This is a genomic window from Roseovarius sp. (assembly GCF_965277045.1).
Classification (GTDB): domain Bacteria; phylum Pseudomonadota; class Alphaproteobacteria; order Rhodobacterales; family Rhodobacteraceae; genus Roseovarius.
Genome location: NZ_OZ255712.1, coordinates 2,918,166 through 2,941,028 on the forward strand (window position 1 = coordinate 2,918,166; position 22,863 = coordinate 2,941,028).

General features: G+C 66.0%; 23 protein-coding genes. 13 read left to right on the forward strand and 10 right to left on the reverse strand.

What is annotated here, in order from left to right; translation table 11 throughout:
* Positions 1–35 precede the first annotated feature (35 nt).
* Entirely contained in the window at positions 36–1,250 is a 1,215-nt protein-coding gene (locus tag ACQY4V_RS14605; protein ID WP_428512856.1) for a glycerophosphodiester phosphodiesterase family protein, read from the reverse strand.
* A gap of 185 nt (positions 1,251–1,435) precedes the next feature.
* Here ACQY4V_RS14605 and dddP point away from each other — a divergent pair, with 185 nt between their 5' ends.
* Positions 1,436–2,779: a dimethylsulfonioproprionate lyase DddP gene (dddP, locus tag ACQY4V_RS14610; RefSeq protein WP_428512858.1), complete on the forward strand. Its 1,344-nt coding sequence runs from the start codon at positions 1,436–1,438 to the stop codon at positions 2,777–2,779.
* A gap of 6 nt (positions 2,780–2,785) precedes the next feature.
* Here the strand turns inward: dddP and ACQY4V_RS14615 are convergent, their stop codons facing one another.
* On the reverse strand, positions 2,786–3,853 hold the full coding sequence (locus ACQY4V_RS14615; RefSeq protein ID WP_428512860.1) for a FlgO family outer membrane protein: 1,068 nt from the start codon (positions 3,851–3,853) through the stop codon (positions 2,786–2,788).
* 2 nt (positions 3,854–3,855) lie between these two features.
* A complete protein-coding gene (locus tag ACQY4V_RS14620; protein ID WP_428512862.1) occupies positions 3,856–4,419 on the reverse strand; it encodes a hypothetical protein in 564 nt (187 codons plus the stop codon).
* 196 nt (positions 4,420–4,615) lie between these two features.
* Here ACQY4V_RS14620 and ACQY4V_RS14625 point away from each other — a divergent pair, with 196 nt between their 5' ends.
* The gene (locus tag ACQY4V_RS14625; RefSeq protein ID WP_428512864.1) at positions 4,616–5,860 is read left to right on the forward strand and encodes a bifunctional alpha/beta hydrolase/OsmC family protein; all 1,245 of its coding nucleotides are present in this window, start codon (positions 4,616–4,618) and stop codon (positions 5,858–5,860) included.
* Here the strand turns inward: ACQY4V_RS14625 and ACQY4V_RS14630 are convergent.
* Positions 5,842–6,219 (reverse strand): response regulator, encoded by a 378-nt coding sequence (locus ACQY4V_RS14630; RefSeq protein WP_428512866.1) that lies wholly within the window; start codon positions 6,217–6,219, stop codon positions 5,842–5,844. The genes ACQY4V_RS14625 and ACQY4V_RS14630 overlap by 19 nt on opposite strands.
* A gap of 283 nt (positions 6,220–6,502) precedes the next feature.
* Between ACQY4V_RS14630 and ACQY4V_RS14635 the strand changes: the two genes are divergently transcribed.
* The 3 genes from ACQY4V_RS14635 (at position 6,503) to ACQY4V_RS14645 (ending at position 10,062) form a co-directional block, all read left to right on the forward strand.
* A complete protein-coding gene (locus tag ACQY4V_RS14635) occupies positions 6,503–7,672 on the forward strand; it encodes a lytic murein transglycosylase (RefSeq protein WP_428512868.1) in 1,170 nt (389 codons plus the stop codon).
* On the forward strand, positions 7,669–8,784 hold the full coding sequence (locus ACQY4V_RS14640) for a THUMP domain-containing class I SAM-dependent RNA methyltransferase (RefSeq protein WP_428512870.1): 1,116 nt from the start codon (positions 7,669–7,671) through the stop codon (positions 8,782–8,784). Before ACQY4V_RS14635 ends, ACQY4V_RS14640 begins: the two co-directional genes overlap by 4 nt.
* A 126-nt stretch (positions 8,785–8,910) precedes the next feature.
* Positions 8,911–10,062 (forward strand): DMT family transporter, encoded by a 1,152-nt coding sequence (locus ACQY4V_RS14645; RefSeq protein ID WP_428512872.1) that lies wholly within the window; start codon positions 8,911–8,913, stop codon positions 10,060–10,062.
* 109 nt (positions 10,063–10,171) lie between these two features.
* On the opposite strand, the gene smc is transcribed toward ACQY4V_RS14645, so the two are convergent.
* Positions 10,172–13,627: a chromosome segregation protein SMC gene (smc, locus tag ACQY4V_RS14650; RefSeq protein ID WP_428512874.1), complete on the reverse strand. Its 3,456-nt coding sequence runs from the start codon at positions 13,625–13,627 to the stop codon at positions 10,172–10,174.
* 256 nt (positions 13,628–13,883) lie between these two features.
* Between smc and ACQY4V_RS14655 the strand changes: the two genes are divergently transcribed.
* Both ACQY4V_RS14655 and ACQY4V_RS14660 read left to right on the forward strand, forming a co-directional pair.
* Entirely contained in the window at positions 13,884–14,393 is a 510-nt protein-coding gene (locus ACQY4V_RS14655; RefSeq protein WP_428512876.1) for a hypothetical protein, read from the forward strand.
* Between the two features lie 9 nt (positions 14,394–14,402).
* Complete coding sequence (locus ACQY4V_RS14660; protein ID WP_428512878.1) at positions 14,403–14,876, forward strand: GNAT family N-acetyltransferase; 474 nt, start codon at positions 14,403–14,405, stop codon at positions 14,874–14,876.
* Here ACQY4V_RS14660 and ACQY4V_RS14665 read toward each other — a convergent pair.
* The gene (locus tag ACQY4V_RS14665) at positions 14,864–15,247 is read right to left on the reverse strand and encodes a hypothetical protein (RefSeq protein ID WP_428512880.1); all 384 of its coding nucleotides are present in this window, start codon (positions 15,245–15,247) and stop codon (positions 14,864–14,866) included. The two genes, ACQY4V_RS14660 and ACQY4V_RS14665, sit on opposite strands and share 13 nt — an antisense overlap.
* Positions 15,248–15,431: 184 nt before the next feature.
* Here ACQY4V_RS14665 and ACQY4V_RS14670 point away from each other — a divergent pair, with 184 nt between their 5' ends.
* Positions 15,432–16,070, forward strand: coding sequence for a PRC-barrel domain-containing protein (locus ACQY4V_RS14670; RefSeq protein ID WP_428512882.1), 639 nt, complete (start codon positions 15,432–15,434; stop codon positions 16,068–16,070).
* 100 nt (positions 16,071–16,170) lie between these two features.
* Here ACQY4V_RS14670 and ACQY4V_RS14675 read toward each other — a convergent pair whose 3' ends face one another.
* Positions 16,171–16,311: a hypothetical protein gene (locus ACQY4V_RS14675; protein WP_428512884.1), complete on the reverse strand. Its 141-nt coding sequence runs from the start codon at positions 16,309–16,311 to the stop codon at positions 16,171–16,173.
* 190 nt (positions 16,312–16,501) lie between these two features.
* Between ACQY4V_RS14675 and ACQY4V_RS14680 the strand changes: the two genes are divergently transcribed.
* From ACQY4V_RS14680 to preA, 5 genes are all read left to right on the forward strand, one after another.
* Complete coding sequence (locus tag ACQY4V_RS14680; RefSeq protein WP_428512886.1) at positions 16,502–16,849, forward strand: Lin0512 family protein; 348 nt, start codon at positions 16,502–16,504, stop codon at positions 16,847–16,849.
* On the forward strand, positions 16,846–17,220 hold the full coding sequence (locus tag ACQY4V_RS14685) for a Lin0512 family protein (protein WP_428512888.1): 375 nt from the start codon (positions 16,846–16,848) through the stop codon (positions 17,218–17,220). Before ACQY4V_RS14680 ends, ACQY4V_RS14685 begins: the two co-directional genes overlap by 4 nt.
* Positions 17,221–17,331: 111 nt before the next feature.
* On the forward strand, positions 17,332–18,099 hold the full coding sequence (locus ACQY4V_RS14690) for an FCD domain-containing protein (RefSeq protein ID WP_152493843.1): 768 nt from the start codon (positions 17,332–17,334) through the stop codon (positions 18,097–18,099).
* 206 nt (positions 18,100–18,305) lie between these two features.
* Positions 18,306–19,628 carry an NAD(P)-dependent oxidoreductase gene (locus ACQY4V_RS14695; protein WP_428512890.1) on the forward strand — a complete coding sequence of 441 codons (1,323 nt, stop codon included), beginning with the start codon at positions 18,306–18,308 and terminating at the stop codon, positions 19,626–19,628.
* Positions 19,629–19,639: 11 nt separating this feature from the next.
* Positions 19,640–20,944 carry an NAD-dependent dihydropyrimidine dehydrogenase subunit PreA gene (gene preA / locus ACQY4V_RS14700; protein ID WP_428512892.1) on the forward strand — a complete coding sequence of 435 codons (1,305 nt, stop codon included), beginning with the start codon at positions 19,640–19,642 and terminating at the stop codon, positions 20,942–20,944.
* Positions 20,945–21,022: 78 nt separating this feature from the next.
* Here preA and ACQY4V_RS14705 read toward each other — a convergent pair whose 3' ends face one another.
* The 3 genes from ACQY4V_RS14705 to ACQY4V_RS14715 form a co-directional block, all read right to left on the reverse strand.
* Positions 21,023–21,253: an N-(5'-phosphoribosyl)anthranilate isomerase gene (locus ACQY4V_RS14705; protein ID WP_222452297.1), complete on the reverse strand. Its 231-nt coding sequence runs from the start codon at positions 21,251–21,253 to the stop codon at positions 21,023–21,025.
* Between the two features lie 204 nt (positions 21,254–21,457).
* Positions 21,458–21,925 (reverse strand): hypothetical protein, encoded by a 468-nt coding sequence (locus ACQY4V_RS14710; RefSeq protein ID WP_428512894.1) that lies wholly within the window; start codon positions 21,923–21,925, stop codon positions 21,458–21,460.
* A 128-nt stretch (positions 21,926–22,053) separates the two neighbouring features.
* Positions 22,054–22,680, reverse strand: coding sequence for a TetR family transcriptional regulator C-terminal domain-containing protein (locus ACQY4V_RS14715; protein ID WP_428512896.1), 627 nt, complete (start codon positions 22,678–22,680; stop codon positions 22,054–22,056).
* Positions 22,681–22,863: the final 183 nt, after the last annotated feature.

Below are 22,863 nucleotides of genomic sequence, written 5' to 3' on the forward strand. Positions count from 1 at the left end.
CCCGACGCACACGCACCGGGCGGCTCTGACATGGCTCAGTCCAGCCCCATGCAATTCGCGTAATAGGTCACCGTCGCGGGCCAGTCGCTGAACACACCCACCACGCCGACCTTTTCATGCAGCGCGTGCAGCATGCTGAAATAATCCGCATCGGTGTCGATCGTGTCCGCCACCGACTGGAAGTACCAGCCGCCCCCGCTGGTCAGCGGCCCAGAGCGTTCCAGCGTCCAGGTGATGATGTTCAGCCCGGCCTCGTTTGCCGCCGTGGCATAGGGCGACGGCACGATCTCGTCGCCTTCCAGCGTCACCAGCATCCACATCGGCGGCGCGATGTAATTCACACCCTGGTCGGCCAGTTCCTGCATCGACGGCTCGAACGTCGCCGGATCCATGTAATCGAACCCTTCGACGTCATATCGGTCGTCCAGGTACACCGCCTGCGCGCCGAACTCCGGCTCGTTCTCGATCCAGTAGAGCACGTCATCCAGGTTGAAACTCTGCGGCCACACGTCCGAGGCCGGAACGCCCGCCGCCTTGTACTCGTCGATCATCTTCTGCGCATAATCTTCCTGGCTGAACCCGTCATGCGGCATCTCCACCGCCGGGCTCTTCAACTCGGGCGTGAACTTCGCACCCAGATCGCGGAACAGCGCGATCGACTCCGCATGTGTCATCAACGTCCCGCCCTCGACCGCGTAAAGGTCCGTGCGCCAACCGGCGGTGCCGTCCATGTAGTCCTCGACTGTCGTCGCCGACGTATTCGCCGCATCCATCTTGCCGGTCAGCGTGCGGAACTCGGCCAGCGCGATCTCCGAGGTCCGGCATTCCGCCGTCGCCTCCGTCTCGCCCTCGGCGGGGCTGAACGGCGTCACGCAGGTCCCCGCTAGGTCCGACGCCAGGATATCGGTCGTCGTGTGCAAATCGTTCTGCGCGTGGCGGCAGACCAGCTCGTGGTCCTTGGTAAAGGTCACGTCGCATTCCAGGATGCCCGCGCCCATCCGCGCCGCCGCCTTGTTGGCCTCCACCGTATGTTCCGGAAACAAGAGCGGCGCCCCCCGGTGCCCGATGGAGAACTCCGACCGCGCCGGTGTCTGCCCCATGCACGAGGCCAGCTTGTCCTTCAGCGGCCCCTTTTCCATCCGGTCGATCAGGTAGGCGGGACGCGGCCCGTACCCGACCTCTTCGGCGGCCAGCGGTGCGGCCAGCCCGGCAATGGCGAAAGGCACCGCGGCGAATGTGAAACGGATCATTCTCGATCTCCCATGTCGTATTTTCATCGCCCGGGAATATCGCCGCTTGTCCAAAAGGACCGTGACGGTTTCGCAAAACCTTTGTGACGCGCGCCGTCGCAGTTCCGACATTCCCGATGTCGCATTCCGTCGCGCACGGCAACCCTCGCACGCTCAATCTGGCACGAAGCCCGGAGCACCTGACCATGAACCTCCATTTCCGCGACACGCGCAAGATCGACCCCACCCGCGGGCCCGTTCTGGGCGACAACACCCCCAACGACGCCGACCGGATCGAGATCGGACCGACCCAGCTTGCCTTCCGCGAATGGGAGGCCGCCGGCCTCCAACTGCCGGACCTGCAAGCCATGCGCCGCTACCGGTGGGAACGCCTGACCCGCTTCGTCCAGGACCGCGACTATGCCGGACTGCTGGTCTTCGATCCGCTCAACATCCGCTACGCCACCGACTCGACCAACATGCAGCTCTGGAACACCCACAACCCGTTCCGCGCCCTGCTGGTCTGCGCCGACGGCTACATGGTGATGTGGGATTACAAGAACTCGCCTTTCCTCAGCACCTTCAACCCGCTGGTGCGCGAACAACGCTCCGGCGCGGACCTGTTCTATTTCGACCGGGGCGACAAGGTGGATGTGGCCGCCGACGCCTTCTCGAACGAGGTGCGCCTGCTTCTGGCCGAACACGCCCCGGGGAACACACGGCTCGCGGTGGACAAGATCATGCTCCACGGTCTCCGCGCGCTCGAGGCACAAGGTTTCGAGATCATGGAAGGCGAGGAATTGACCGAGAAATGCCGCGCCGTCAAAGGCCCGGACGAGATCCTCGCGATGCGCTGCGCCTCGCACGCCTGTGAGGTTGCCGTAGCGGAAATGGAGCGCTTCGCACGCGAAAACGTGCCCCTCGGCCAGACCAGCGAAGACGACATCTGGGCCGTCCTGCACGCCGAGAACATCCGCCGTGGCGGCGAATGGATCGAGACCCGCCTGCTCGCCTCCGGCCCCCGCTCGAACCCGTGGTTCCAGGAATGCGGCCCGCGCATCACGCAGATGAACGAGATCATCTCCTTCGACACGGACCTTGTCGGCAGCTACGGCATCTGTGTCGACATCTCCCGCAGCTGGTGGATCGGCGACCGTAAGCCGCGCGTCGACATGATGTATGCCATGCAGCACGCGCACGAGCACATCATGACCAACATGGAGATGCTCAAACCCGGCGTCGCCATCCCCGAACTCACCGCGGGCACCCACGTGCTCGACGACCGCTACCAGGCGCAGAAATACGGCTGCCTGATGCACGGCGTCGGCCTTTGCGATGAATGGCCCCTCGTTGCCTACCCCGACCAGGCCGTGCCCGGATCGTTCGACTACCCGCTGGAGCCCGGCATGACCCTCTGCGTCGAGGCGCTGGTGGGCGAGGTCGGCGGCGATTTCTCGATCAAGCTCGAGGACCAGGTCCTGATCACCAACACGGGCTACGAGAACCTCACGAAGTATCCCTTCGACGCGGCGCTGATGGGTCTTGCCTGACCGCGCTCAGCTGTCCGGCGGCATGTCGTAGAATCCCAGCGACTGAACGGTGTAGGTCTCCTTGTCCTCCACGTTTGGCGTCACCACCAGTTCCAGCGCCAGGGTAAAGCGCGGCACCTCGATGTCCTTGTCTCCAACCACCTGAAAGTTCAGCTGCGCCACCTTCCCCGGCGGCAAGACAGTCGCATATTTGGGATCGCTCGAATTACAGTATTGCAGATAGCCCTCGCCATAGCAGGTGCGCAGGCCCGACCAGTTTCCCTTGGGTTCCATGAACCCGCCCTGCCCGTCCGCGATCGAGATTGAGTTCGGAAGATACGCCAGGGCGATAGTGTTCTCGGTCGTGTTCTTGAACCGCATCGCGAAGGTCGCCTCGCCCTTGGATTTCGAATAAATCAAACTCGACACCTCAGCCTCGTATACATCGGACGAATATCTACGTGACGGTTCCGCCAAGCTTTGCTGTTGCACACTCGCCTGTCCACTCCCGCTGTCGACCACGACGACCTGCGTGGTCGCCGCCTCGCCGCCCGCCGCCTCGGCAAAGCCGCAGGCGCCCCGGCTGCGCGTCGCCATCATCTGCGCCACGCTGCCCACGCTGGGAAATTCCGACCGCGCGGTGGCAAACAGCCGGCCATCCTGCGTGCTGATCATCCGCGCCTGCACCTTCACCTGTTCGCCGAACTGGATCAGCGAACCCGTGACCAGCGCATCGACCCCCTCGATCTCGCCCAGCCGCTTGGCGGCATCCGGCGCGATCGTGCCGTCAAAGACCAGCTCCATCTCGCGGAAAATGGCGCTGAGTTGCGACCGTTCGATGATGTCTATCGTGCCCGCACCCGCGTTGAACAGGCTGTCCACGATGAACTCGCTGATGTAGTTCGACAGGTCCGAACACGTGCCGTCGCTGTGGGTGAAGGTCGAAATCCCGATGGTGGCCGTTCCGTCCGTGCGGGTCCGCTCCACGATCTGGCCCGCGATCTCCTCAAGGCTTTCATCCACCGAGGACGCAGCATTCGCGCCCCCGGCCAGCGCCATCAAACCGCAGGCCGCCACAAGATTTGTCCACCGCATTCTCAGTCCCCTCTGCAATTCTCTTCGAAAATTTCCGTCAACTTCAGATGATCCCCGAACCCGCGCATCGCCATGTCGACGGCACTCACCGCCCCCGTCGGCCCCTTGCCCGAACCCGCCAACCGGATCCGCTCGGGGCCGCTCCTGCCTGTCAGGGTCACGGCCCCGTCCAGCAAGTGCCCCTCGAACCCGTGGCTGGTCTCCTCTTCCGGCACGGTCGTCGCCGTCGCAGACACCCGATCCACCTTGACGTTCCGGCAGTCCAGCCGCGTCAGATGCTCGGAGACCCTTTGCGCCACCTCGCGCTCCAGCGCCGTGCCTGCGGTTCCATCGGCCTCTGTGACGGTCTCGGACAGCGCGGCGGTCGCGTCGCCCGGGTTCTCCGCCTCGTCGGCCCCATGCTCGGCCGGGTCGGACGATCCGCTTGCCGCCGACTTGGTCACCACCACGTCCCCGGACGGTTTCGACGTCATGAACCGATCACCCAGTTCGAACACGCCGACAACGCCGCCCACAAGAGCGGAGACCAGGATAACCGACTTGGCGATCAGGGAGTTACTGGACATGCCTGCGTCTATCACTTTGCAAATATACCGCCACCATGGCACAGCCCGGCGGTGTCGGGCAACAACGCATGGGGGGTGGTCCGACCCGGGGCGACCCTGTGCAACATCACGGCCTCACATTCCCGAGACGGGCCTGAAACACACCTTACGCATCCGCCCGAAACCGCCATCTTGAAGGTAACCGAAAGGATCACCCATGCCGACCGAACGCTTCACCTTCACGGGCCATGACGGGCACGAGCTTGCCGCACGGCTCGACCTGCCCGAGGGGCCGCACCTGGCCACCGCGCTCTTTGCGCATTGCTTCACCTGCTCCAAGGACATTCCCGCCGCGCGCCGCATCTCCGCGCGGCTGGCGGGTGCGGGCATCGCCGTGCTGCGCTTCGATTTCACCGGGCTGGGCCATTCCGGGGGCGAGTTCGAAAACACCTCCTTCACCTCGAATGTCGAGGATCTCCTGCGCGCCGCCGACGCGCTGGCCACCCGCGACATGCCGCCCAGCCTGCTGGTCGGCCACTCCCTCGGCGGGGCCGCCGTGCTGGCCGCCGCCTCGCGCATCGACAGCGCCCTCGCCGTCGCCACCATCGCCGCGCCCTTCGATCCGGGCCATGTCACGCACAATTTCGACGGCGCGCTCGAGCGGATCGCGACCGATGGTTCGGCCGAGGTCGAGCTGGGCGGCCGCCCCATCCGCATCGGCCGGAAATTCGTCGAGGATGTCCGCGCCGAAAACCTCGCCCCGAAGATTTCCGGTCTGAAACGCGCGCTCCTGGTGCTGCACGCCCCGCGCGACGACACCGTGGGGATCGACAACGCCACCGAGATATTCAAGGCCGCGAAACATCCCAAGAGCTTCGTCACCCTCGACAGCGCCGACCACCTGGTCACCGATCCCGGCGATGCCGAATACGCCGCCGGCGTGATCGCCGCCTGGGCGCAGCGCTATCTCGACCTCAAGCATCCTGCGCCACCCCCCGGCGCGCCCGAAGGCGTCGTGCGGGTCTGCGAAGTGGACCCCGACGGGTTCCTGCAGGATGTGCACGCCGGGCCGCATCACTATGTCCGCGCCGACGAGCCCGAGGCCTATGGCGGCACCGACCGCGGCATGAGCCCCTACGGATTTCTCGCCTCCGGCCTGGGGGCCTGCACGTCGATGACCATCCGCATGTATGCTCGCCGCAAGGGGTGGCCGCTCGATCACGTCTCGGTCGACGTCACCCACGACAAGGTCCATGCCCAGGATGCCGATGGCAGCAGCCCGGCCAAGATCGATAGTTTCGTCCGCACGATCCGCCTCAGGGGCGATCTCGGCGACGATCAGCGCCAGCGTCTCCTGGAAATTGCCGACAAGTGCCCGGTCCACCGGACGCTGGAACAGACCTCCAGGATCGAGACCCGGCTGGCCGCGCCCGACACCACGCCTCAGCCCGAGCGCGCGTAATGCTCCACCATCGCGGTCAGGTCGTCGGGCGGCGTATCGGCGCTCACGAAGGCGCACGCATTCGCGCATAGCCCAAACACCGAACCGTCCGAAAAGAACGAGGTCTTAGACACGAACAGAATCGGCACACCGGGAAACCGCCGCTCGGCCTCATCCGCGATGGCAAAAGCGCTGCTCCGTGTCAGGATGAGGTTCAGGATGATCAGATCGCAGCGCATCGCGCCAAGCGCGTCCAACGCGCCCTGCTGGTCATACTCCAGCCGCACCCATATGCCATGACGCTCCAGGTGGCGCTGCCATACCCGGCCAAGCGCTGCATCGCTTTCGACGATCAGCACACGCGATGGTTGCTTTTTCACCCTCAGATCTTCTTCGGTACTTGTGTTCGCGCTTAGTATAACCGGAGTCTTCGGGACCAAAGGTTAACGAATGGTTAATTCTGGCCGATCGGACACCCGTGCACTCCCGCGCACCGGCCTCCCACCACCTGTCGTTCTCTGCCGGTACAGCTCGATGAAACGCACCGCCCGCCGCGTGCGTTCGGGTCAGACGATATTGAATAACACACCGCCCGAATACAGGTTTTCCGGACTGGCCTTGACCGGCCCGCTGCTGCACTGTCACCCAAAAAAGGAAGTACTGATGATCCGCTGCCTCGCCCTCGCCTTGTCGCTCTGCACCGCCACGACCGCCTATGGTCAAAGCTGCGGCGGCTCCTTTTCCGGCTTCGTCGACGCGCTCCGGCAAGAGGCGATTTCCCGCGGCCACGCACCGGACCGGGTGAACAGCTTCTTCGCCTCCGTGCGGCAGGATCAAAGCGTCCTTCAGGCCGACCGCCGTCAGGGCGTCTTTCAGAAACCCTTCACCGAGTTCGCCCGCCGCCTGATCAGCTCGGGCCGCCTCAACACCGGCCTTGCCAAGTCACAGCAATACGATGCCGTGTTCGAGCGCATCGAGGCCGAATACGGCGTGCCGCGCGGGGTGCTTCTCGCCTTCTGGGCGTTCGAAACCGATTTCGGCGGGTTTCAGGGTGACTACAACACGCTCAACGCGCTCGTCACCCTGTCGCATGACTGCCGCCGGCCCGACCTTTTCCGCCCGCAGGTCTTTGCCGCCCTCGACCTCTACCAGATGGGCGATTTCGACCCCGTGCGCACCACAGGCGCCTGGGCCGGCGAAATCGGCATGGTCCAGATGCTGCCGCAGGACATCATCGACAACGGTGTCGATGGCGACGGCGACGGTCACGTCAATCTCAAGACCTCCGCGCCCGACGCGCTGATGTCGGGCGGCAAGATGCTGCAACATCTCGGCTGGCGCGCGGGCGAGCCCTGGCTGCAGGAGGTCGATGTGCCCGACGATCTCGACTGGTCCAAGACGGGCCTGCGCACCACCCTGCCCGCCTCCGAATGGGCGGCGATGGGCGTCACCCCGCGCCACGGCCAGATTCGCGGCGATCTGCCCGCCAACATCCTTCTGCCCGAAGGGCGCAAAGGCCCGGCCTTCCTCGCCTACCCGAATTTCAACGTCTATTTCGAGTGGAACCAAAGCTACGTCTACGTCCTGACCGCCGCCTATTTCGCCAACCGCCTCGAGGGCGCGCCGGTCTTTGACGCGGGCAACCCCGATCCGGGGCTTTCGGACGGCCAAATGAAACAACTGCAGGAAAAACTGGCCGCGCGTGGCTATGACGTGGGCAAGATCGACGGCATCCTCGGCTCCGGCACCCGCGCCGCCGTGCAGGACGTGCAGCAGGAACTCGGGATGCCCGCCGACGCGTGGCCCACGCCCGCGCTTCTGAACGCCCTATGACGCCACGCCGCGCGTTCGAGGTCTTTCTAACCGCCCCGCCCGGCCTCGAACTCGCGTTGAAGGACGAGGCACAGGCGGCGGGATTCGCCAAGCCCAAGGCCACCCCCGGCGGTGTCCGCTTTCGCGGTCACTGGCCGGACGTGTGGCGCGCCAATCTCACCTTGCGCGGCGCCGGTCGGGTGCTGGCCCGCGTCGCGCGCTTCCAGGCCATGCATCTGGATCAACTCGAGGCCCGCACGCGAGAGATCGACTGGACGGACCTTTTGCGCCCCGAGGTGCCCGTGACCGTCGAGACCACCACCCGCAAATCGAAAATCTACCATCAGGGCGCCGCCACCGAACGCGTTGCCCGCGCAATCCATCAGGTCACCGGCGCACCGCTCGAGGGCGAAGACCCCGTGCGCATTCAGCTGCGCATCGAAGACAACCAGTGCCTGCTCAGCCTCGACACCTCGGGCGCGCCGCTCCACCGCCGCGGCCAGAAACCTTTCGTCGGCAAGGCCCCCATGCGCGAAACCCTTGCCGCGCTCTTCCTGCGCCAATGCGGCTATACCGGCACTGAACCGGTGCTCGACCCGATGTGCGGCTCCGGCACCTTCCTGCTGGAGGCCGCGGACATCGCCCTCGCCCGCGTCCCGGGCCGTGACAGGGCGTTCGCCTTCGAGCGTTTCGCCAATTTCGATGCACCCGCATGGCAGGACCTGAAACGCGGCCATACTGACACCCAAATCGCCCTTCACTTTTACGGCAGCGACCGTGACGCGGGCGCCGTCACCGGCGCGCGGGCCAACGCCGACACCGCCGGCCTCGGCGACCTGATCACGATCTCGCATCACGCTTTCAGCGATCTTCAGCGCCCCGAAGGCCCGCCCGGACTGATCATGGTAAACCCGCCTTACGGAACCCGCATCGGCGAGCGCAAACAGCTCTTCGGCCTCTACGGCGCGCTCGGCAAGACCCTCGCGGAACTCTTTTCCGGCTGGCGAGTCGGCCTCGTGACCACCGACGCCAGCCTCGCCAACGCCACCGGCCTGCCTTTCACCGACCCCGGCCCACCCGTCGCCCATGGCGGCTTGCGAATACAGCTCTTCCAGACCAGAGTCCTGACGTAAATCAACAATCATCACGGATAGTTGAGGGACATTACGAAACTCGTCACTGTCGCCTGACGTGGCTCTTGCCGACACGACCCCAATCACGTGTCGGCAAGCGGGCCTCGCCCGAGGAAGAGACGACACGTGACCACCGCGGCAACCGATATCCTGCCAAAACGGCGTCGCCCCGCGGCACGCCTGCCGCTGGCGCGGATGGGCATCGTGTTTGCCTGGACCGCAGTGCTGATCTACGCGGCATCCAATTCCATCGTCACGTACCTTGTCGATATCGGCGCCACCGCGTCCGGCGACAGCCTGCGGAATCCGATCACCTTTCCGAACCTTCTGTTGCTCGGCTCGCTGCTGTCGCTGGTGCCGCTGGCCCTTCTGTTCCGTCGCGACCTGACACGGGCCAACCTGCGCAAGCTGCGCGCCCGCGAGTGGCGCGTGCTCACGCTCTCGGCCTTCTTGTCCTCGGCACTGACACCGGGGCTCTTCTTCTATGCGCTGTCGCAAACCTCGGTCACAAACGTGGTCTTGATCAGCCGCATCGAGCCGCCGCTGTTCCTTCTGGCCGCCTGGCTGATTCTGAACGAGCGGTTCTCGGCCCGCGCCATGATTGCCGGTCTCGTCGCGCTTTGCGGTGCGCTGGTCATCATCGGCATGGGGGACGGGGGCGCCGCGCATGACTTCGGCACCGGCGAATGGGCCGCCATCGCTGCCACCCTCAGCTACATCGCCTCGACTCTGGTGGCCCGCAAGGGCTTGCGCGACGTTCCCATGGGCATCTTCGCTGTCTACCGCACCTTGGCGGGGTCCGCGATGTACGTGGTGCTCGCCATGGCCATCTACGGCCCGGACGTGTTCCGCGATATCTTCTCACCCATCCTCTGGAGCTGGATCTGGCTCTATACCGGCATCGTCATCGTGCTGGGCCAGGTCGCGTGGAACCTTGCTCTGAAATACGCTGACTCCGGCGATATCGCGCTGGCGACGTCCTTTTCGCCTCTGGCCGCGATCATTATCGCAATGGCGCTTCTGGGCGAAGACCCCGGTGCCGGCCTTCTGCCCGGCGCCGCGCTTATCGGTCTGGCCATTCTCATCGGACGTGACCTGCTCGGCCGCGGTCCGGACATCCCTGCCACCATCGCCGCCATCATGCGCCCACCCAGGCCCCAGACATATGCGGCACCGCACATCACCCACCCGATCCCGCTTGCCAGGATCGGCGCGCGCTGGAAAACGCTGGCGCCCAATACGGCCGCACCGCCCGGGCCCAAGCCACTGGTCGCCTGACGACACGGATTTTCGCGTATCGGATTGCCCAATTTCGAACGCGCGCAATGGCTTGCAACGAAACCAGAGAGACAAGTTCAATCGTAGAAAAATTCTGACGACGGATGGCTCACGCCACCATCTGCTCGGCCTTCTTCAGGTCGACGGACACAAGCTGGCTTACCCCCTGCTCGCCCATCGTCACCCCGAACAGGCGGTCCATCCGGCTCATCGTCACCGCGTGGTGCGTGATGATCAGAAACCGCGTCTCGGTTCGGCGGCACATCTCGTCCAGAAGGTCACAGAACCGGCCCACATTGGCATCGTCCAGCGGCGCGTCCACCTCGTCCAGCACGCAGATCGGCGCCGGATTGGCCAGGAACACCGCAAAGATCAGCGCTAGCGCGGTCAGCGTCTGTTCGCCCCCCGAAAGCAAGCTCAGCGTCGCCAGTTTCTTGCCCGGCGGCTGGCACATGATCTCCAGCCCCGCCTCCAGCGGATCGTCGCTCTCGACCATCACCAGGTTCGCCTCGCCGCCACCGAACAGATGCTTGAACAGCATCGAGAAGTTCGAGTTCACCTGCTCGAACGCCGTCAGCAGCCGCTCGCGCCCTTCGCGGTTCAGCGATGCGATGCCACCCCGCAACGTGCGGATCGCTTGCTCGAGGTCCTGCTTTTCGCCCACCAGCGTGTCATGCTCTTCCTGCACTTCGCGCGCATCTTCCTCGGCCCGCAGGTTCACCGCACCCAGCGCGTCGCGCTGGCGTTTCAGGCGGTTCACATCGGCCTCGATCGCCTCCGAGGCGGGCATGGTCTCGGGATCGACCTGCAACGTCTCCAGCAGGTCCTCGGGCGAACATTCCAGTTCCTCCTCGATCCGTCCCGCCGCCTGTCCTTGCGTCTCGCGCGCGGCGTCCGCCCGCGCCTCGGACCGCGCCCGCGCCTCGCGCGCCTCGCCTGCCAGGCGCTCGGCATCGCGCTCGTTCCCGACCGCTTCACGCGCCACCCCTTCGGCGTTCGACAGCGTATCGGCGGCCTCGGCTCGCCGCGCCTCGGCCTTCGAAATGTCGGCGTTCAACGCCTCGCGTTTTGCCGCCAGCTCGCCCGGCTTGGCCCCGGCCTCCGCCAGTTCTGCCTCGCTCGCGTCCTTACGCTCGGCCAACTCCGCGCTGCGCGTCTTCGCCGTCTCCAGCCGGTGCCGCCAGCCCGACAATTCCTTGGTCACTTCCTGGCTGCGCTTCAGCCGCGCCTCGCCCTCGCGGCGCAATTCGTCATGGGCCGAGCGCTTGGACATCATCGTCATCCGCGCCGCCTCCACCGTCATCTTGACGTCTTCCACCTCGGCCCGCGCGGTGTCCAGATCGGCCAGGTCGCCCATCGCCTTCTCGGCCTCGGCCAGCGTCTTGCGTGCGGCCAGCGCCTCCTCCTCGTGGCGTTTCACCGCCAGCCCCAGGCTTTCCAGCTTGGACCCCGCAAGGCTCCGCTCCGCCTCGGCGCGGCTCAGCGCCCGGTTCGCCTCGGCAACCTTGCTGTCCGCCGCCCGCCGCGCCTCGCGCGCCGCCTTGTCCGCCTCGGTCAACTCCACCAGACGCGCCTTCAGCGTCTCGTGTGCCCGCTGCGCGCCCTCGGCCCGCGCCGTGGCGTGCGACAGCTGCTGTTTCAGCTCTTCCAGACGGTTCAGCTGTTCCAGCCGCAGCGCGGCGGCAGACGGCGCATCCTCGGCCCAGGCGCGGTACCCGTCCCAGCGCCACAGGTCGCCGTCGATGCTGACCAGCCGCTGACCGGGCTTCAACAAGGCCTGCAAACGCGGCCCGTCATCGGCATCCACCAGACCGATCTGCGCCATCCGCCGCGCCAGCACACCCGGCACGTTCACATGCGCGCCCAGCGCCACGACGCCCTCGGGCAAGGTCTGCGCCTGGGCATACCCGTCCAGCGCAACCCAGCCCGAGGGCCCGTCCGCCTCCACCTCCGGCGCGCGCAGGTCGTCTGCCAAAGCCGCGCCCAGCGCCTTCTCGTATCCCGGCGCCACCTGCACCGCGTCGAGGATCTGCCCGCCCTCCGCCGTGTCCCGCTCCAGCAGGCGCGCCAAGGCCGACACCTCCGCCGACAGCGCACTCACCTCGCCCTCGGCTTCCGAGCGTCCGGCCCGGGCGTCGGCCTCGCGCCCCTGCGCATCGGCCCGCGCCTCGTCGGCTTCGGTCAGCGCGACCTCCGCCGCCTGCGCTGCGGCCACCGCCTCTTTCTCGGCCGTCTCGGCGGCGGCATGGTCCTCGCTGGCCCGCGTCACGGTGTGTTGCGCCGCTTGAACGGCCTCCTTGGCCCGCGCCGCCTCGGCATCGGCCCGGTCGCGGGTCTTGCGGCTGTCCTCGACCAGCCGCTGCGCCGACTGGTGCCGCGCGGCCAGCCGGGCGACATCCTCGGTCAGTTCCGACAGTTCGGTCTCCCGCGCCTGCAGCACCTGACTGGCATCCGCCGCCTCACCGCTCGCCGCCTCCAGCTTGCCCTCGTGGCCTTCGGCGGCCTTGGCCAGCTCCTGCGCTTCCCATTCCAGCCGCTCGATCGTCTCGCCCGCGTCGCGGTTCAGGCTGTCCTCGCGCTCCATGTCGCGGGCCAGTTGCTCGATCCGCGATTGCAAAGTCTCGATCCGGTCCTTGGCGGCAGCCTCCTGCTCGGCCAGCGTATCCCGGCTCACCTGCAAGCGCTGCAGCACCGCCGCCGCGATGGCCTCTTCCTCGCGCAGGGGCGGCAGCGCCTCGTCGGCCCGCGCCCGCAGCCTTGCCGCCTCGCGCGCCGCCGCCTCGGCCCGCGCCGCATCGCTGGTCCGCTCGGTCAGTTCCTTCTGCGCGTTGGCCCGCGCCAGGTCCGCTTCCTTCCAGCGACGATAGAGCAGCAAACCCTCGGCCTGCCGCAACTCCTCGCCGATCTGGCGATACCGCGCGGCCTGCTTGGCCTGCCGCGCCAGTTGCGCCAGCTGCGAGGCCAACTGCTCGATCACGTCATCGACGCGGGCCAGGTTGCTCTCGGCCCCTTTCAGCTTCAGCTCCGCCTCGTGCCGCCGCTGATAAAGCCCGGAAATCCCCGCCGCCTCCTCCAGGATACGCCGCCGCGCCGTGGGCTTGGCGTTGATCAGCTCCGAGATCTGCCCCTGCCGCACCAGCGCCGGCGAATGCGCCCCGGTCGAGGCGTCGGCAAACAGCATCTGCACGTCCCGCGCCCGCACGTCCTTGCCGTTCACCTTGTAGGCGCTGCCCACATCCCGCGTGATCCGCCGGATGATCTCCAGGTGATCGGCATCGTTGAACCCCGCCGGCGCCAGCCGGTCGGAATTGTCCAGATGAATGCTCACCTCGGCAAAGTTGCGCGCGGGCCGCGTCGCCGCCCCGGCAAAGATCACGTCCTCCATGCCCGAGCCGCGCATCGAGGTCGGGCGGTTCTCGCCCATCACCCAGCGTAACGCCTCCAGCAGGTTCGACTTGCCGCATCCGTTCGGCCCCACCACCCCGGTCAGACCGTCCTGAATGAACAGATCGGTGGGGTCGACGAAGCTCTTGAACCCGGTCAATCTCAGCTTGGTGAACTGCACGGTGCGTGTCCCTCTGCTCGGGCCGGTCTGGATTTCGGACGTGATTCCGGCCTTGGGAGGATATGCAAGCGCAGGACCTTGGCGCCTGTCAACGCAAAACCCCTGCATATGGCGCGGACGCGCTACTTATCCACAAGATATTGCGTTCTTAAGGCTCAGATCTCCGGTGCGGTCCTATCGCCCACGATATTGCAGCGCCCGCGCCAAGCCCATATGCTGCTGAAATCTTCACGCCGTTGTCCCGGAACGCCGCGCAATGTCCAACCCGATTGCCTTACTTGTGGCCGGTCTCGCCGCCGGCGCCGGCCTGGGGGCGCTGGTCACCGCCACGGTGATCGACCGCCCGGCCATGTCCAAGGCCACGATGTCCGAGGGGATGGCCCACGACCATTCCGCCCATGACCACGGCCAGGGCCAGGGCCAGGCGATGCACGATCACCAGATGATCGAGGCCGGCGACCCCGCGCCGACGCTGGCCGTCGAAATCCACCCCGATGGCCCGCAGAGCCGCAACCTGCACATCGTCACCACGAACTTCACCTTCGACCCCGAAGGCGTGAACGGCGATCACCGTCCCGGCCACGGCCACGCCCATGTCTACATCAACGGCGTGAAACAGCCCCGCGCCTACAGCCCCTGGGTCCAGCTTGACGCACTCCCCAGGGGAACGCACGAAATCCGTGTGACGCTGAATGCCAACGATCACGGCCACCTTGCCACGGACGGCACGCCGATCGAGGCCGTGACGACCGTGACCATCGAATAGGTCCCCGCCATGCTCATCATCGAACAGGCCAATCCCAAGGCCCCCGGCCCCCGCGCCCTGCTGGAACAAAGCCACGCCATGATGCGCGCGCTTTTTCCACCCGAAGACAATTATTTCCTCGACCTGGAGGAGCTGCGCGGGTCCGGCATCTGCTTTTTCGCCGCCCGTGACGGGGCCGAAACGCTGGGCACCGGGGCGCTGGCGTTCAAGCGCGGCTATGCCGAGATCAAGTCGATGTTCACATCTCCCGCCGCCCGCGGCCGCGGCGTGGGTGCCGCGATCCTGCGCGCGCTCGAGGACGAGGCCCGCGGCGACGACGTGCCCGTTCTGCGGCTCGAAACGGCCGAGGCGCTCGACGCCGCGATCCGTCTCTACGAACGGCACGGCTTCGCCCGGTGCGGCATCTTCGGCGACTATCGACCGAACGCCACGAGTGTTTACATGGAAAAGGCCCTGACCGCGCCCGCGGCTCAGAACGGATAGCAGACCAGTTCGCTCACCGCCGCGTCCGGATCGAACATATCGCATTCCAGGTACGGCACGCGTCTGCGTGGCGGGGCAGCGCCACTGCCGCAATCCAGCGTCGCCCGCATCATCGCCTGGTCCCCGGTCAGCCGGTCCACCCGGCAGCCGCTGACCGCCTCTATGGCCAGAACCGCGGGCACGCCCACGCTGGACAGCCGGAATGCAGGCTGGGCGTTCAGCCGGACCGCCTCGGCCCTGCGGCCAGCCACCCGGATATCGAACACCGACGCGCCTGCCTCGACGCGAACCGGCGCCACACCGGCAAAATCCGGGCTGGCCGTATCGCAGGCCGCCAGGGCCGACAGCGAGATCAAGAACAACGGACGCATCGCGCGATCATTGCCGATCCATGCTTAAGAAACAGTAACCAATGGTTTTTCGCGCCCGCCTCAACGCGAGGGACCGGGATTTGTTTCATCGCAAAGGCGCATTCTTTTTCACGCCTTCACAGGAACGTGTCAGGGGGTCCCCCGCGTTGAGTGTGCAGATACCACATGACGAAGGAGTAACATCATGAAACTGATCGGTAGCACAGCCATCGCAATGGCCCTGGCCGCAACCACCGCGTTCGCGCAAAGCGACACGAACGAGGAAATGGACACCGACACCGGCAACACGCAGGTCGAGTCCAGCACCGAGATGAACAGCTCGGACAGCAGCGCCGACGCCAGCAGCGGCATGGAAACCGAAGACGGTTCCGACGCTGCAATGAGCGACAGCGAATCCAACATGGACACCGACAAGTCCGCCATGAACGACAGCGGCATGGACTGGGACAAGTCCAGCGAAGAAATGAGCCAGATGCAAGGTGAACTGATCCGCAGCCGCGACATCACCGGCGGCGCGGTCTACACCACCAACGAAGCCAATGACGAAGGCGAAGGCTGGGACATGGCCGAGTATGACGAAGTCAACTCGGAATGGAACCAGATCGGCGAGATCGAAGACCTCGTGATGTCGCAGGACGGCAAGCTGACCGGCATCGTCGTCGAAGTCGGCGGTTTCCTCGACATCGGTGACAAGCACGTCATGCTGTCGGTGAAGGACGCCAAGCTCGTCCCCGTCGACGACAAGAGCTACACCTTCGTGACCCGCTTCAACGAAGAAGAGATCGAGTCCATGGAAGGCGTCGACGAAGGCTTCTGGAACTAAGCCGGGACACGTCTCGCGTTATTGCCGCCGCCCCTTGCCGGGCGGCGGTTTGCGTTTGCGCAACCGCTGGGCCTGGAGGCTCTTCCACAGTTGTTGCGCACTAAAGCGCGGTCGCCAGACCGGTATAGCCGCCGCCCGCGATGGCCACGTCCGTCACCACGTCGCCCCGCATCGGCGTGCCGCTCTCCGGCTCTTCGGCCGAATGGTCCCATAGGGAAATGCCGGGCCTCTTCCCCGTCATGGCTGTTGCCTCGCGCCGCGTTCCGTCGCGGCAGCGTGAAACGCGCAAGGCCCAAGGTCAATATCGCAGGCGGCACGACGGTGCACCGCCCTGCGCCTTTCCCGCAGCGTGTCCGCCGATCCACTGACGCCTTGCAATTTCGCCTTTCCAAAAATACTCAAATCCCAACGCCACACACGGGAGCCTCCACATGCCCAAAACGCGCCTTCTCACCGAATTCGGCATCGGCTCGTCCCTTCGTCACCGCGATTACACCGCCGCCGCCCGCCGCGCGCTTCAGGACGCGCTCTGGCGCAACTCCATCAACCTCGCGGAGCTCTTCGGCCAGCCCAAGGAGGCGATGATCATCGACGTGGAAATCGCCGCGCAGGACCCCGACGCCGTCGACACCACGGTGCTGGCGGAGGTCTTCCCCTACGGCCAGGTCACCGTCACCGCGCACAAGGGCGGCCTCGACGTGCCACGTCCCGACGGCGAGCCGACCGTGATCGTCAACGCCGCCATCAATGTCAGCCTGAACCTGGAGTCCGCGAAATGACCAACAAGGCAACGGATCACCGCTTCATCATCGAAATGGGCATGGGCAACGACCAGTACGGCATGGACTACCAAAAGGCCGCCGCCCGAGCGATCGAAAGCGCGATCCGCCGCTCCGCTATCCCGATGTATTCCACAACCGCGCTCGACCCGTCGCAGATGCGCGTGCAGGTCACCATCGGCGTGCAGGACCCCGACAAAATCGACACGGATGCGCTCGCCGCCTGCCTACCGCGCGGAAACGCCACCGTCACCGCCACGTTCGGCGGGCACAACGTGGTGAACCCCGACACCGGCGACACCATCGTCATCGCCACCGCGGCGGTCGAGGCGTTCCTGCCCGACCAGTCCGGCAACTACACCGCTGGTTAAGGTGCCGCGTCATCCTCGGACATGATCCGCGGATCTCCCACCCCTTGCGGCACGCTTGCCCCGTATCGCCTCTGGTCATATGATTTGACCAATTCAATCCCGAGGCGCCCCATGCCGTTCCAGAAAGTCACGCCCGAAAAACTCTCGCTCGCGGTCACCCGCCAGATCGAGAAGCTGATCCTGCGCGGCATCCTGCGCCCCGGCGAACGCCTGCCCTCGGAACGCGAACTTGCCGACCGCTTCGGCGTCTCCCGTCCGTCCCTGCGCGAGGCCGTGGCCGAGCTTCAGCAGAAAGGCCTGCTGACCACACGCGCCGGCGCCGGCATCTTCGTGGCCGACGTTCTGGGCAGCGCCTTCTCTCCCGCTCTGATCGAGCTTTTCGCCAGCGATGACGAGGCCGTCTTCGACGTCATCGCCTTCCGCCGCGACATGGAAGGCCTCGCCGCCGAACGCGCCGCCCGGCTGGCCTCCGACACCGACCTTGAGGTCATCGCCGCCACCTTCGCCCGCATGGAGCAGGCCAAGGGCCGCGCCAATCCCGAACGCGAGGCGCGGCTCGATGCCGAGTTCCACATGGCCATATTGGAGGCCAGCCACAACGTGGTGATGCTCCACATGATGCGCTCGATGTTCCAGCTCATGCAGGACGGCGTGTTCTACAACCGCAAGGTCATTTTCAACCAGTCCACCAGGCGTTCCAGCCTGCTGGACCAGCACCGTGCGATCCGCGACGCGATCCTTGCCCGCGACCCCAAAGCGGCCCGCGCGGCGGTCGAGACACATCTCGATTTCGTCGAACGGGCGCTGACCGACCAGCGCAAGGCCGAGGCCCACGAACACATCGCCCGCCAGCGCCTGGAACACGAGAACCGCCGCTGACTCCTTCCCCAACATCGTAGGGTGGGTGGTTCTGCGCACCGCGCAGGTTCACCCACCGCTGCGCCGGGCGCCCAGCACATCAGGGCCTGTCGCGGCTTGGCGAGCGTCCCTCCAACCGTGTTCACAAACCGCCTAAATTTTACCAATTGATAAAATTTTGAACTATGCAATACTTTCTCCAAAGCGTACAGCCACTGGAGCCCTCCATGAGCCATTCCGCCCTGACCCCCGGCATCACCTCCGGCCGCCTGTCAGAGGACGACCTCGCCCGGAACTTCTCCGACCTGCATCCGCCGCTCGATCCGCACGAGGCGCTGGTGGCCGCCGACCGCTGCTATTTCTGCCACGACGCGCCCTGCATCACGGCCTGTCCCACCGATATCGACATCCCGCTCTTCATCCGCCAGATCGCCACCGGCACGCCCGAGGCCGCCGCCAGGACGATCCTCACCCAGAACATCCTCGGCGGCATGTGCGCCCGCGTCTGCCCGACCGAAACGCTCTGCGAACAGGCCTGCGTGCGCGAAACCGCCGAAGGCAAGCCGGTTCTCATCGGACAACTTCAACGCTACGCCACCGACACCCTTCAGGCCGCGGGCACGCATCCCTTCGCCCGCGCGCCCGAGACGGGCAAGTCGGTCGCCGTGGTGGGCGCGGGACCGGCCGGTCTGGCCTGCGCCCATCGTCTGGCGATGCACGGCCATACCGTCACGCTCTATGATGCCCGGCCCAAGCCCGGTGGCCTCAACGAATACGGCATCGCCGCCTACAAGACGGTCGACGGCTTCGCCGAACGCGAGGTCGACTGGCTGATGCAGATCGGCGGCATCACCCTGGAAAACGGCAAGGCCCTCGGCCCCGATCTTTCCCTCAAAACCCTGCGCGAGCGCTTCGACGCGGTCTTCCTCGGCGTCGGCCTGGGCGGCGTCAACGCCCTCGGACTCGACGGCGAAGACAAGACCGGCGTGCTCGACGCGGTCGATTTCATCTCCGACCTGCGCCAGGCCAGCGACCTGCGCGCGCTTCAGGTGGGCCGCGACGTGGTCGTGATCGGCGGCGGCATGACCGCCATCGACGCCGCTGTGCAGGCTAAACTGCTGGGCGCGCTCAACGTCACGCTGGTCTACCGCCGGGGCCGCGACCGCATGAATGCCAGCGTCTTCGAGCAGGACCTCGCCGCGTCCAAGGGCGTGCGTATCATCACCAACGCCACGCCCCGCGCCCTTCACGGCAACGGCACGGTCCGCGAGATCGAGTTCGAATACACCGACGACGCCCTCACCCCCACGGGCGAAACCGTCCGCATCCCCGCCGACCAGGTGTTCAAGGCCATCGGCCAGGCGCTCGCCGGCGACGCCCTGCCCGATCTCGACGGCCGCAAGATCGCCGTCACCGGTCCGGGCCGCACCTCGGTCGCCGGCGTCTGGGCGGGGGGCGACTGCGCCGCGGGCGGCGACGACCTGACCGTGACGGCCGTGGCCGAAGGCCGCGACGCCGCCGAAGACATCCACGCGACACTGAGCGCCTGAAGGAGCGAGCCATGGCTGACCTGACCACCAACTTCATCGGCATCACCTCGCCCAACCCCTTCTGGCTGGCCTCCGCCCCGCCCACGGACAAGGAATACAACGTCCGCCGCGCCTTCGAGGCCGGCTGGGGCGGCGTGGTCTGGAAAACACTGGGCGAGGAAGGCCCGCCCGTCGTCAACGTCAACGGACCGCGCTATGGCGCGATCTGGGGCGCCGACCGCCGCCTGCTGGGGCTGAACAACATCGAACTGATCACCGACCGCCCCCTCCAAACCAACCTCGACGAGATGACGCGGGTGAAAAAGGACTACCCCGACCGCGCCCTTATCGCGTCCCTGATGGTGCCCGTGAACGAGGACAGCTGGAAGTCCATCCTCGACCGCGTGCTGGAAACCGGCTGCGACGGGGTGGAACTGAACTTCGGCTGCCCCCACGGCATGTCCGAACGCGGCATGGGCTCCGCCGTGGGCCAGGTGCCGGAATACGTGGGCCAGGTCACCGAATGGTGCAAGAAACACTCAAACCTGCCCGTCATCGTCAAGCTGACGCCAAACATCACCGACGTCCGCAAACCCGCGCAGGCGGCCAAGGATGGCGGCGCCGACGCGGTGTCGCTGATCAACACGATCAACTCGATCACCTCCGTCAACCTCGACAGCTTCGCGCCCGAGCCCACCATCGACGGCAAGGGCGCCCATGGCGGCTATTGCGGTCCGGCGGTGAAACCCATCGCGCTCAATATGGTGGCCGAGATCGCCCGCACCCCCTCGCTCGCCGGACTGCCCATCTCGGGGATCGGCGGCATCACCACCTGGCGCGACGCGGCGGAATTCATGTCGCTGGGGGCGGGCAACGTCCAGGTCTGTACGGCGGCCATGACCTACGGCTTCAAGGTCGTGCAGGAAATGATCTCCGGCCTGTCGCAGTTCATGGACGAGAAGGGCTTCACCTCGACGGACCAGCTTGTCGGCCGCGCCGTTCCGAACCTTTCGGACTGGCAGCACCTCAACCTCAACTACGTCACCAAGGCCCGGATCGATCAGGACCTCTGCATCAAGTGCGGCCGCTGCTATGCCGCGTGCGAGGACACCTCGCACCAGGCCATCTCGATGTCCCCGGACCGCACGTTCGAGGTGATCGACGAAGAATGCGTGGCCTGCAATCTCTGCGTCAATGTCTGCCCGGTCGAGAACTGCATCACGATGGAAGAGCTGGCCCCAGGCACGACCGATCCCCGGACCGGCAAGACGGTGCAGAACGACTACGCCAACTGGACCACCCACCCCAACAACCCGGGAACCTGCGCCGCGGAATAACCGCCCCGGATTCTTCGTACGAAGAATCTAGACCCGCAGAATATTCGTACGAATTTTCTGCGGCTGGCCTCCACGACATCAAAACACAATCCGAATAGGCCCCGCATGGCACACGACGATCATCTGGTCGCCGGTTTCGATCAGGTGATAGCCCCGCCTGCGCACTTCGCGCTCGAACGCCTCGCGACCGACCTCTCGCTCCACCCACCGGCGCGACCGGCGCACGACAGCGCCCTTGCGCGCGGACTGGCTCGAGAAAAGTTGCGCCACCCAGGGCGCGGCGGGAACGGGACGAATGATCTGCGTCATGCCACGACCCTGCCGCCATCCTGGTAAAAATCAGGTTAAGGCTTCTTCGCCCGCAAGCACCGCAGCGCCCCACGCCCTCCCCGGGCCACCCGAAGCGTTTCGCCTGTGACCAGCGGCATCCGCCAAAGGCGAAATACACGCACCGATCGAATGGTGCGCGGCAACTCACGGGTCAGCCGCAATTCGGGTGTGTCGGAAAACGCATCAATCCCCGGCTTTGACGGCAGAAGGTTCTGCCCCGTTCGACACGTCCTCGCCCCCCATCTCGATCTTCAGCACCGCGATCATCTCGCGCAGGTCGGTAATGTCGCGCGCCGCGCGCGACTGCTCCAGCCGCGTGCTGGCCCGCAACAGGTCCTGCTGCCGCCCGACCAGTTCATACTGTGCCGCGACCAGTTGATCGCGCGGCGTCTCCTGGCTCTTGATCCGCGCGTCGAGCACGCTTTCGCCTGACGCCCTGGCCGGCAATCGCGACATCGCATTCCGCCCGGGCCGCAGGCTTGCCTCCGCGCGCGGCCCGTCGCCGCCCGTGGCGTTGTCGGAATTGTTGCCGCTCGCACTGCTTTCCGCCGACCCCGAGGCGCTCTTGACGGCGAGTTTCTGAAGGTTCTGCCCGGCGCCGGCCGGCACCGAGGGCAGGACGGTCACAGGGGCTGGTCCTGTGATGTTCATGTGTCCACTCCAAACACGGGGGATCGCTAGATCCGGCACCCGCACCCAAAGATCAACATACCATGGCGCGGTGGTCTCCCGCGACGGCAATCTAGACAGCATTTTAGTCGTATCGCCCCGTGCGGGCGCTACACCGCCAGCATCCGGCGATAGAGCGCATCCAGAAACACGGACGCCTCGCCGTGGACGTCCCGGCCATCCACCAGCGCCTGCACCTGCGCGTCGAAATCCGCGTAGTGCTGCGTCGTGGCCCAGATCGAAAAGATCAGGTGGCGCCCGTCCACCGGCTTCAGCCGACCCGCCGCGGCCCAGGACTCGATCAGCGCCGCGGTCTCGTCCACCAGCGGCTTGAGGTCCGACACCAGTCCCGGCCCGATCATCGGCGCGCCTTGCAGGATCTCGTTGGCAAACAGCCGGCTCTCGCGCGGCAACGCCCGGCTCATCTCCAGCTTGCGATGCACATAGCGCAGGATCTCCTCCAGCGGCTCGCCGGCGGGGTCGATGGCGCGCATCGGGTCCAGCCACGTGTCCATCAACCCGTTCAGCAGCGTGACATGGATCTCTTCCTTGCCGGCGAAATAATACAGGATGTTGGGCTTCGACAGCCCCGACGCCTCGGCGATCTGGTCCAGCGTCGCACCCCGGAACCCGTGCATCGAAAACACGTCCAGCGCCGCGTCCAGGATACGCTTGCGGTTGCGCAACTGTATCCGGCTCGGCTTGGCCCCGCCCTCGGGCGTCCTCCCGTCTTCCATCGCGCCTCTCACTGTTCCCTGCCCGAAGATCTAGCACCGCCCGGCCCGAATTGGCCAGCAACAGGTGCAATGCTTGACATGCCCGCCCCGCTTCGCAATCGTGGTTTTACCATTTGGTAAAAAAGTGGCAACCGGGATGGCAGCCAAACTCGCGTCCTCCCGTGCTATGATACGACAGACAGG